Raw genomic sequence first — 6321 nt, 5'->3', positions numbered from 1 at the left:
CCAGCAAGTTGACCGGCCAGAACACCGCGGTCAGCATGAAAGCGCCGATGTCCGAGCCCGCCGGTATCCGGTTGCGGAACGCGGTGTCGATCAGCTGCACCTGCTCGGCGTCGAAGAAGGCCCACGCCAAGCCGATCAACAGGTAGGGAATCGACAGCCACATCGCCGCCTCGATCATCCCTGCGACGCTGACGCGGCGACTCAGCAGGCGGCGCAGCGTCGTCATACCAGCGCCCGGTGAGTGCGAACCCGGCGGCGGACATCGGCGAGCAGCACATAGCTGCCGCCCTGTCGGATGAACACCGGCAGGAACCTGTTGACGAAAGCCACGACCAGAAACAGCATCTCGAACAGGAACTGTTCGAATCCACTCCACCGCAGCCCCATCGGTTCCCGGAACACCGGCGCGAGGAAGCCGGTGGTGAGGAACTTCAGCAGCGGGCGGAACGGCAGCCCCAGCAACGGGTTGATCATGCGCAGGTTGACGATGTCGAGCAGGTATCCGCGCACCCGGTCATCGACCGAGACGCGCTCGCACGCACCACGCCAATACTCGTCGAACTCGGCCCGGGTCGGCGGCCACTGGTCCTCGCTCACCTGCAACGTGGTGCCGAGCGGCCACGCGGAGCGGTAGAACTGCTCGGCCTGCTCAGGCGTCATCTCCCAGCGCAGCAGCTGATACGTGTCCTCAAGGCCGACGAAAAGGCATGCAGCGACCCACATTTGCAGGTCGCGGTCGAATGCGTTGTAGCGGACCGGGCTGTCGACAGTCGACTTGACGTGCCGGTGTGACGAGTTCACCGCCTCCCGGAACGCCGCGCGGTCCTCGGCCGTGCCGAGCACTGCGACGGCGAGGTACTGGAACGTCGTGCGGGCCCGTTTCCACGGGTGCTTGAGCAGGTTGCCCGAGTCGACCTTGCTTTCCGCGACTCCGTAGCCCACCTCCGGCCAGGACAACTGCATGACGACGTTGGCCGCGCCGGCGGCGAAGGCCCAGAAGTCCATCGCGTCGGCTGCGGCGACCGGTTCGGTGTCCCACCGTGCGGTGCGCCGACGAACGGTGATCCGATATCGATCGGTCATGCCACGCACACCGCCGAGAAGACCATCGCGGGCCAGAACGCGACCGACGCGACCAAGTGCACGAGCCACTCAACTCCGCTGCCCGTCAGCCGGTCGAGGTTGAGCGCCGTCCAGACCACGCCGACGACACCGTAGGGAGCGGCGAGCATGAGCGCCGTGCCGATCCACTCGGCGATGGTCATCTCGAAGTCCAAGAGCTTCTTCACTGCGCTGGGCACGCCCGTCCCCTCGTTCGCTCGATACCGGCACTATGTTAATGGCCATTCAGTCTTGATCAGGCCGATACGAGAAGAAGCGACGCGACTGTTTCATCTCGGCAGGGCGGCTCGTCACTGCGCCTGGTAGAGAATTCCCCGCCCGATCGCCTCGCGCACCAACGGCATCGCGGCCTGCGCAAGCGCCTCGGCTTGTACCCCGTGGACCGCGGCCAGCAGGTCGATCAGCGTGCCCAGCGGGACCCGCCCGCGGCATCCCGCGAGCAGCGCCCGTCCAACCTCGTCGACTCCGATGACGGCGCCGGGCCCACCCGGGCGACGCACCGCAGCACCGACGACCTGCCAGCCGTCCGCACCCGGCAGCGACTGCTCCTCGAGGAACACCGGGGCAGTGGACAGGCGGGCGGCCAGCAACTGCTCGTCGCTGGTGTTGTGCAGGTATTCGCGGCGCGCGAAGAAGGCGTCGACCTCCGGCCCGGTCAGGCCCTCGCCGGCTGCGGTGATCTCCTCGAGGACATGGTCGGGCGCGCGACGTTCACCGACGCGCGGCGCGCGCAGCGCGATCGTGCCCATGCCGATCGCGGCGATGCCCTGATCGGCGAACCAGTCGAGCCACCGTCCGCCGCGGTCGGCCGTTTGTTCCGCGCTCTCCCCGGCGTCGGACGTCCACAGCGACACATAGCTGACCGGATCGGCGAGTTCGCGCTGCACCACCCAGGCATGCAGCCCCGTGCCCGCGAGCCAGCCTTGCACTCGCTGCTGCCAGCTCTCGCCGCGGCGCACGATCCAGTTGGCCATGACGAGCGCGGTGCCCCCTGGCGTGAGGTGGGCGGCGGCTTGTTCGATCAGGTTGCGGCACAACGCGTCTCCCGCCATACCCGAATCCCGGTAGAGGTAGTCACGCTCGCCGGCGCCGACCACGAACGGCGGATTGGAGACGATGAGGTCGAAGCGCTCGCCGGCCACCGGTTCGAACAGGCTGCCGCGCCGCAGGTCCCAGGACATGCCGTTGAGCCGGGCCGTCGCCGCGGCCAGGGCGAGCGCCCGCTCGTTGGTGTCGGTGGCCACGATCTGCGCACAGTGGGCGTCCAGATGCAGGGCTTGGATCCCGCAGCCGGTACCGAGGTCCAGCGCGCGGTCGACCGGCACGCGAATCACCGCGCGCGCCAACGAGATCGACGCACCACCGATACCCAGCACATGATCCTGGCGCACCGGCCCGGACCGCTGTGCGGCGTCTCGGTCCGAGACCACCAGGAAGTCGCGGGACCCGTCGCTGTGCGGCCGAATGTCCAGGGCAGCACGCAGCGTTCCCAGCGACGTCGTCTCGACGACGCCGTCGGCAAGCAGCGCGTCGGCACCGGTCGACGGCAGCGCCTCCTCGACGGCGGAGGTGGTTTCGGCGCCGCCCAACAGGAACAGCCGCACGAAAGCGGCCAGCCGTCGCTGCTGCGCGCTGCCGGTTTCGAGGACCCGGGCCGTGACCCGCATCGCCGGCCACCACACTCCCCGTGCGAACGCTGCGTCGGCGTCGTCGCCGAGCAGAGCGGCCACGCCGTCGACGGTGTATCCGGCACTGGTCATGTCGGCGGCCAGCGCGTCGACGACGGCGGTGGAGTGCAGCGGCCCGGACGAGTCCGGGTGCATCAGAGCAGGATGCCTTGTTCGGCTTGCGGTGGCACCGGTTCGATGAGTTCCGGGCCGTTGTTGCGAACGCTGTTGACGAGCCGGGAGACCTCGCGGATCTCGATGCGGTCGAGGTCGCCGTGGCCCCGCAGCAGGCCCTCGTCGATCGGCGCGTCGGGGTCGAGCCAGCGGTCCCAGTCGCGCTCGCTGACGGTCAACGGCATCCGGTCGTGGATCTCGGCCAGCGGTCCGGCGGCGTCGGTGGTGACGATCGTGCAACTGAGCAGGGGCTTGGCGTCTGCCGCGGCGGTCTTGGGTCGCCACGTCGTCCACAGCCCCGCCATGAACAGGGGTTCACCGTCTGCGGCGTACATGAAGAACGGCGTCTTGGCGCCTTTCTCGCCCTGCCATTCGTACCAGCCGTCCATCGGCACCAGGCAGCGCTTGTTCTTGGCCGAGGAGCGAAATGCCGGCGAGGTGGTGAGCTTGTCGGAGCGGGCGTTGATCAGCAATGGCCCCTTGGTTTCCGGGCCGCCTTCCTCGGTGGTCTTGGCCCAGGACGGGATCAGTCCCCAGCGCATCGACCGGACCCGTCGCGTCGCCTCGTCGTCCGGCTCGCTGTGCCGTTTGACCACGGTGCTGATCGTCGTCGTCGGCGCAACGTTGTAATTCGCGCCCGACGCGTCGTTGCCCTTCGCGGCGGTTGTCGTCTCGTCGATCGCCTTGATCTTCTCGGCCAGCAGCGCCGGGTCGGTGGTCACCGCGAAACGTCCACACATGAATCCCATGGTGGCACGCGAAGCCGACAAGGAAAGATGGGAGCCGTGAGCGTGCGCAGAGACCAGGAACTCGAGGCCTGGCCGGCCCCGTCGACCTCGACCCCGGTGCATGCGACGGTCACCGTGCCCGGCTCGAAGTCGCAGACGAACCGGGCGTTGGTGCTGGCGGCGCTCGCTACTGCGAACGGCCAATCGACGATCAGCGGCGCGCTGCGCAGCCGCGACACCGACCTGATGATCGGCGCGCTGCAGGCGCTCGGCGTGACGGTGGACGGCCGCGACGACGAACTGAGCGTCGGCGGAGGGCTCACCCCGCGCGAGGGTGCACGCATCGACTGCGGGCTGGCGGGCACGGTGTTGCGGTTCGTGCCGCCGGTCGCCGCGCTCGGCAGCGTGAAGGTCACGTTCGACGGCGACGACCAGGCGCGCGCCCGGCCGATCGCCCCGCTGCTCGACGCGCTGCGCGGGCTCGGCGTCGACATCGACGGCGACGGGCTGCCGTTCGTCGTGCGCGGTGCCGGCTCGGTCGCGGGCGGCACAGTCGAGATCGACGCGTCGGCGTCGTCGCAGTTCGTCTCCGGCCTGCTCCTGTCCGGCGCCGCGTTCACCGACGGGCTGACCATCGTGCACACCGGCGAATCGGTGCCGTCGGCGCCGCACGTGGCGATGACGGTGGCGATGCTGCGCGACGCCGGGGTCGACGTCGACGACAGCGAGCCCAACACGTGGCGAGTGTCGCCCGGCCCGGTGGCCGCTCGGCACTGGGTCATCGAGCCCGACCTGTCCAACGCGGTGCCGTTCCTCGCGGCGGCGGTGGTCAGTGGCGGCGCCGTGCGGCTGACGGGCTGGCCGCGGGTCAGCACCCAACCCGCCGGGGCCATCATCGCGATCCTCGAGAAACTGGGATCGGTTGTGCACCATGGAGACTCGTATCTCGAAGTACAGGGCGCCGAGGCTTACGGCGGCATCGAGGTCGATCTGCACGAGGTCGGCGAGCTGACACCGGCGGTCGCGGCGCTCGCGGCGCTGGCGTCGCCCGAGTCGGTGTCGAAGCTGTCGGGTGTCGCGCACCTGCGCGGGCACGAAACCGACCGGCTCGCCGCGTTGTCGGCGGAGATCAACGGCCTCGGCGGCCAATGCGAGGAGACGGCCGACGGCCTGTTGATCACCGCCCGGCCCCTGCACGGCGGGCTGTGGCGCTCCTATGCCGATCATCGGATGGCGACGGCCGGTGCGATCGTCGGGCTGCGGGTGCCCGACGTGGCGGTGGAGGACATCGACACCACCGCGAAGACGCTGCCCGGCTTCCCGCAACTGTGGGCCGAGATGCTCGCTGGACAGACGCCGGAGGTCGACCCGGCTTGAGTCCACGCGAGTACGACGAGTCCGATGTCCGGGTGCGCCCCGGCCGGGGCTCGCGGCCGCGGACCAAGAATCGGCCCGACCACGCCGACGCTCAGGAGGCGATGGTGGTGACCGTCGACCGCGGTCGCTGGGGGTGCGCGCTCGGCGCTGACCCTTTGCGGCGTGTCACCGCAATGCGCGCGCGTGAACTGGGCCGCACCCCGATCGTCGTCGGCGACGACGTCGGCATCGTAGGGGACCTTTCCGGCAGGCCCGACACCCTGGCGCGCATCGTGCGGCGCGGCGAACGACGAACGGTGTTGCGCCGCACCGCCGATGACACCGACCCGTCTGAGCGCGTCGTCGTCGCCAATGCCGACCAGCTGCTGATCGTCGTCGCCCTCGCCGATCCCCCACCGCGTGCGGGGCTGGTCGAGCGAGCGCTGATCGCCGCGTATGCCGGTGGGCTGCAACCGATCCTGTGCCTGACGAAGACGGATCTCGCCGCTCCGGAGCCGTTCGCGGCGCAGTTCGCCGATCTCGACCTGACGATCACCACCGCAGGCCGCGACGATCCGCTCGACGCGGTCGCCCCGATGTTGGCGGGACGGGTGACGGTTCTGCTCGGCCATTCGGGCGTCGGCAAATCGACGTTGGTGAATCGCCTTGTACCCGAAGCCGATCGGGCGACCGGTGCGGTGACGGACGTAGGCAAGGGGCGGCACACGTCGACGCAGTCGGTGGCGCTGCCGCTGAGCTTCGGGGGTTGGGTGATCGACACGCCGGGCATCCGGTCGTTCGGGTTGGCCCACATCGAACCCGACGATGTGCTGCTGGCCTTCTCGGACCTCGCCGAAGCGATCAAAGACTGCCCGCGTGGTTGTGGGCATATGGGGCCGCCCGCAGACCCGGAGTGCGCGCTGGACGGGCTGTCCGGTCCGGCCGCCGATCGAGTCGCCGCGGCGCGACGGCTACTTTCCGCGCTGCACTGACCTTTTGCGCCTTTGGCGCTTCACCTTTGGCGCTTCACCTTTTGCGCGAGCGCGCGTGTTTGTACACGACACGCCGCACCTTTACAGCACTTTGTGCACGCTCACGCCGGTATTCGCGTGGAGGTCCGCGAGCCGGGATCTGTTCGCCCGCAGCGGATTACGCACGGTCACGCCCTCGCGAGCGTGCGAAGACTGCTGAGAATCAGCGGCGTGTCGTGTGCAAACACGCGCGCTCGCGGCATGTTGTGCGTGCGTGTCGCAACTAGGTGGCGGATGCTAGGC

The 6321-nt window shown here is 69.4% G+C and carries 7 protein-coding genes; 2 read left to right on the top strand and 5 right to left on the bottom strand.

What is annotated here, in order from left to right:
* From A5663_RS01195 to A5663_RS01175, 5 genes are all read right to left on the bottom strand, one after another.
* Positions 1-226: hypothetical protein (locus tag A5663_RS01195; RefSeq protein WP_068143080.1), on the bottom strand; the 226-nt coding region annotated here is incomplete at its 3' end.
* The gene (locus tag A5663_RS01190; RefSeq protein ID WP_068143079.1) at positions 223-1083 is read right to left on the bottom strand and encodes an oxygenase MpaB family protein; all 861 of its coding nucleotides are present in this window, start codon (positions 1081-1083) and stop codon (positions 223-225) included. The genes A5663_RS01190 and A5663_RS01195, both read right to left, overlap by 4 nt.
* The gene (locus A5663_RS01185) at positions 1080-1301 is read right to left on the bottom strand and encodes a hypothetical protein (protein ID WP_231976642.1); all 222 of its coding nucleotides are present in this window, start codon (positions 1299-1301) and stop codon (positions 1080-1082) included. Before A5663_RS01185 ends, A5663_RS01190 begins: the two co-directional genes overlap by 4 nt.
* Positions 1302-1412: 111 nt before the next feature.
* Complete coding sequence (locus tag A5663_RS01180) at positions 1413-2945, bottom strand: methyltransferase (RefSeq protein WP_068143078.1); 1533 nt, start codon at positions 2943-2945, stop codon at positions 1413-1415.
* Entirely contained in the window at positions 2945-3703 is a 759-nt protein-coding gene (locus A5663_RS01175) for an SOS response-associated peptidase (RefSeq protein ID WP_068143081.1), read from the bottom strand. Before A5663_RS01175 ends, A5663_RS01180 begins: the two co-directional genes overlap by 1 nt.
* Before the next feature lie 51 nt (positions 3704-3754).
* Here A5663_RS01175 and aroA point away from each other — a divergent pair, with 51 nt between their 5' ends.
* Both aroA and rsgA read left to right on the top strand, forming a co-directional pair.
* On the top strand, positions 3755-5068 hold the full coding sequence (aroA, locus tag A5663_RS01170) for a 3-phosphoshikimate 1-carboxyvinyltransferase (RefSeq protein ID WP_231976643.1): 1314 nt from the start codon (positions 3755-3757) through the stop codon (positions 5066-5068).
* The gene (rsgA, locus tag A5663_RS01165; protein WP_068143076.1) at positions 5065-6039 is read left to right on the top strand and encodes a ribosome small subunit-dependent GTPase A; all 975 of its coding nucleotides are present in this window, start codon (positions 5065-5067) and stop codon (positions 6037-6039) included. The genes aroA and rsgA overlap by 4 nt, the downstream gene beginning before the upstream one ends.
* The last annotated feature ends 282 nt before the right edge of the window (positions 6040-6321 follow it).

Source organism: Mycobacterium sp. E740 (genome assembly GCF_001672895.1).
In the GTDB taxonomy this organism is placed as follows: domain Bacteria; phylum Actinomycetota; class Actinomycetes; order Mycobacteriales; family Mycobacteriaceae; genus Mycobacterium.
Note: the sequence above shows the minus strand (reverse complement) of the source record. Positions and strands in the feature narration are given on the sequence as shown.